The 3,849-nt window shown below is 71.3% G+C and carries 3 protein-coding genes; 1 reads left to right on the top strand and 2 read right to left on the bottom strand.

Annotated features, from left to right (window positions below):
* A partial coding sequence (locus AC3XYG_RS42240; protein WP_489145918.1) for a hypothetical protein occupies nt 1-357 on the top strand: 357 nt, incomplete at its 5' end.
* A gap of 181 nt (nt 358-538) precedes the next feature.
* Here the strand turns inward: AC3XYG_RS42240 and AC3XYG_RS42235 are convergent.
* Together AC3XYG_RS42235 and AC3XYG_RS42230 are read right to left on the bottom strand one after the other, a co-directional pair.
* Nucleotides 539-1,066: a sarcosine oxidase subunit gamma family protein gene (locus AC3XYG_RS42235; protein ID WP_489145917.1), complete on the bottom strand. Its 528-nt coding sequence runs from the start codon at nt 1,064-1,066 to the stop codon at nt 539-541.
* A partial coding sequence (locus AC3XYG_RS42230) for a sarcosine oxidase subunit alpha family protein (protein ID WP_489145916.1) occupies nt 1,059-3,849 on the bottom strand: 2,791 nt, incomplete at its 5' end. The genes AC3XYG_RS42230 and AC3XYG_RS42235, both read right to left, overlap by 8 nt.

Raw genomic sequence — 3,849 nt, 5'->3', positions numbered from 1 at the left:
GCGGCGGAGGTCGCCGCCTGGCCGGAGAGCTCATACGGCCGCGGCCGCTTTCGCCGGATCCCGGCCGCCGATATAGGCCTGCCCGAGGGGGCGGTCTTTATGCTCAACACCGACACCGGCGCGGTCTTCAACGAGGATGGCATGGTCGTCAAGACGCTGACGGACCAGCCAGTGCCGCCCGACTCTCCGCCACCTGATCCCGGCCCCGGCAACACCGGGCCGCCGGCCGAGCCCACCCCAACGGCGACGGCGCCACCCGGGGGCGGCTGGGTCACAGTCGAACGCGCGCCCGAGAGCGAGCGCAACGACAACTGGCGCCGGATAAGCCTGGCCCAGCACATCTTCGGCTCCCGCTGACACCGGCGCCGAAGGCTGCCCAATGCTGCCCATTCTTCAACGTCATCGCGAGCGCAGCGACGCGATCCAGTCGTGCAGCCAGAAGCGGTGCCAGCCTGGATCACCACGCCCTTCGGGCTCGCGATGACGGTGTGGGTTGGCGAGGCCGGTTCATTCCAGGCGTAGGTTGGGCGTCTGCCGCCTAGCCGGCCGACGCCACCACCAGCGCCAGATCGTGCCACAGGCTTTCGGCGAAGCTGCGCAGCACCGTGACCTCGAAGCGGTCGGGGCCGGTGCGGCTGATCTGGGCCGTGATGTGGCCGATCATGGTCATCGCCGACCGCCCCTCCGGGAACATTGCGGGGTCGAGGTCAACGGCGGTCTGCGTCGCCAGCGCCGCGGCGGCGCCCGGGCCGGACAGGCCGATGCGGATGCGGCCATGACTCTGGTCCGACAGGAAGGCACCCGCCTGCTTCAGGCCGGCGGCCAGGGCGGCGATGGCGGCCGGCGCCAGGGCGTCGTCGCCGGCGACGCACCATTGCCGGAAGCCGGCCGGGCGGATCGAGCTGCCGGCCAGCCCCGCCTGGGCCAGGTGCCCCGCCAGGCCCGGAGTGTCGAGCGGGCCCATCACCTGCAGCAGATGGCCTTCGGGCAGGGCCTGCAGCCGGAGATCCGGCCCGCCCACGGAGGCGCCGGCGAGCAGCGTCCGGTGCTGCGGCAGATCAGGCATGGAGCTTCCTGTTCTCGGGGTCGATGAAGACGGGCGAGCAGAGGACCGCCTCCGTCACCTCGTCGCGCAGCCCGTTCCAGACGGTGACTTTCTCGCCGATCCGCTCCGGCCCGCGCTGCACCAGCGCCAGGCCGATGGTGTGGCCGAGGCTCGGCGAATAGGCGCTGGAGGTGACGTAGCCCTGGTCGTTTTCCAGCGTCGCGGCGTCGCCGGCGCGCAGGATGTGCGACCCGGTGCGGAAGCCCTTGGCCGGGTCGATCGGCTTGACCCCGACCAGGCGCGGCCGGCCGGCATCCTGCAGCCCCTCGCGCTGCAGCATGGCCCGGCCGATGAAATCCGCCTTGGTGGCGGAGACCATGCGGCCGAAGCCGAGATCCCCGGGCGTCACCGTGCCGTTGATCTCGGCATGGGTGACATGGCCCTTCTCGATCCGCATGACCCCCAGCGCCTCGGCACCATAGGCGCAGATGCCATGCGCCGCGCCGGCCAGCATCAGCGCGTCGGCGACGTGTTCGCCGTATCCGGCCGGGACCGCCAGCTCATAGGCCAGCTCGCCGGAGAAGGAGATGCGGAACAGCCGGCCCTCCAGCGCGCCGCCGAACAGGCTGACCTTGCGCGCGCTCATGAACGGGAAGGCGGCGTCGGACAGGTCGGCGTCGACCACCGCCGACAGGATGGCGCGCGCCTTCGGGCCGGCGATTGCCATCTGCGCCCATTGGTCGGTGGAGGAGGCGAAGCAGACCTCCAGCTCCGGCCACAGCGTCTGGGCGCAGAACTCCAGATGGGTCAGCACGCCGGCGGCCAGCGCCGTGGTCGTGGTCATGAAGAAATGGTCGTCATCCAGCCGGCTGGTGGTGCCGTCGTCGTAGATGAATCCGTCCTCGCGCAGCATGATGCCGTAGCGCGCCTTGCCGACCGGCAGCTTGGCGAAGGCGTTGCAGTAGACGCGGTCGAGGAAAGCCGCGGCGTCCCGGCCGAAGATCTCGATCTTGCCGAGGGTGGAGACATCGCACAGCCCGGCCTTGCTGCGGATGGTCAGCACCTCGCGGTCGACGCTCTGGCGCCAGGTCGTCTCGCCGGTGCGCGGGAACCAGGAGGAGCGGTACCACAGCCCGGTCTCGACGAAGACGGCGCCGTGCTTCTCGGCCCAGCCATGCAGCGGCGATTTGCGCGCCGGCTGGAAATGCTTGCCGCGGGCGGCGCCGGTCAGCGCGCCGAACGACACCGGGGTGTAGAACGGGCGGAAGGTCGTGGTCCCGACTTCGGCCGGGGAGACGCCGCGCGCCTCCGCCAGGATGCCGGTGGCGTTGATGTTGGACAGCTTGCCCTGGTCGGTTGCCATCCCGGTGGTGGTGTAGCGCTTGGCCAGTTCGGCGTGGCCGTAGCCTTCCCGCACGGCGAGGCCGAGATCCTTGGTGTGCACGTCGTTCTGGAAATCGACGAAGGCCTTGCCCTTGCCGCCCTTGACCGACCACAGCGGCCGGGCCGGTGCCTGGGTCTCGTCCACAGGCGGGAAGGCGGGTTCGGCCCCGTTGAGGCCGATCGCCTGCAGCGCGCGCACCGCCTTCGCCGCCCCGTCGCCGAGGCAGGAGGCCGTCTCCGCCAGGCCAGCGGCCGACCCCGCGATGGCGAGGCCGTCCTGCTGCTCCGGCGCCAGGAACGCGGCGTGCCGGTCCGACCATTGCGGCCGGGCGCCGCGATGGCAGGCGAGGTGGATCACCGGGCTCCAGCCGCCCGACATCGCCAGCGCATCCGCCTCGATCCGCTCGAAGCCGCGGGCGGTGCGGATGGTGACGTGGCTCAGCAACTGGCCGCCGCCGGCATCGGTGACCTGCCCGCCCGCCAGCACGCGGGCGCGGCCGGACCAGCCCTCGGCCGCATCGGCGCGGCTGTCGACGATGGCGGCGACCTCAAGCCCCGCCGCCTCCAGATCTGCGGCGATGCGATAGCCGGCGGCGTTGGTGGTGAAGACCACCGTGCGGTCGCCGGGTGCCACCGCTTGGCGGTTCAGATAGCTGCGCATGGCGCCGGCCATCATGATGCCGGGGGTGTCGTTGCCGCCGAACACCAGCGGCCGCTCCTCCGCCCCGGTGGCCAGCACCGCCTGTTTGGCGATGATGCGCCAGAGACGCTCGACCGGCCGGCGCGGGTCGGGCCGCGCCACATGCTTCTGCACCCGTTCGACTGCGCCGAAGACATTGTCGTCGTACCAGCCGAACACGGTGGTGCGCGGCATCGGCCGGACATTCGGCAGGCCGGCCAACTCGGCCAGGATGCCGTCGAGCGCGGTGTCCTCGATCTCGGCCAGCAAACTGCCGCCCAGCTCGAAGCCCTCATCGGCCAGGATGACGCGGGCACCGGCGCGTCCGGCCGTCAGCGCCGCGGCCAGCCCGGCCGGGCCGGCGCCGATCACCAGCAGGTCGCAATGCGCCCAGCATTTCTCGTAGCGATCGGGGTCGGCCTGATAGGTTGCCTTGCCCAGCCCGGCGGCCTTGCGGATGATCGGCTCGTACAGCTTCTCCCAGAACGCCGCCGGCCACATGAAGGTCTTGTAGTAGAAGCCGGCGCTCAGGAACGGCGACAGCAGCCCGTTCACCGCGCCGAGGTCGAAGTTCAGCGACGGCCAACGGTTCTGGCTGGTAGCCGCCAGCCCGTCATGCAGCTCGACCATGGTGGCGCGGGTGTTCGGCTCGGTCCGGCCGCCGGCGCCGACCGTCACCAGCGCATTCGGCTCGGCAGCACCCGCGGTCAGGATGCCGCGTGGCCGGTGGTACTTGAAGCTG

Source organism: Inquilinus sp. (genome assembly GCF_057815775.1).
This window is presented reverse-complemented; position numbering and strand designations above follow the sequence as displayed.

What these genes read in the sequence shown, in the direction of transcription:
- AC3XYG_RS42235 (WP_489145917.1), bottom strand. Translation starts at nt 1,066, where the DNA reads ATGCCTGATCTGCCGCAGCACCGGACGCTGCTCGCCGGCGCCTCCGTG.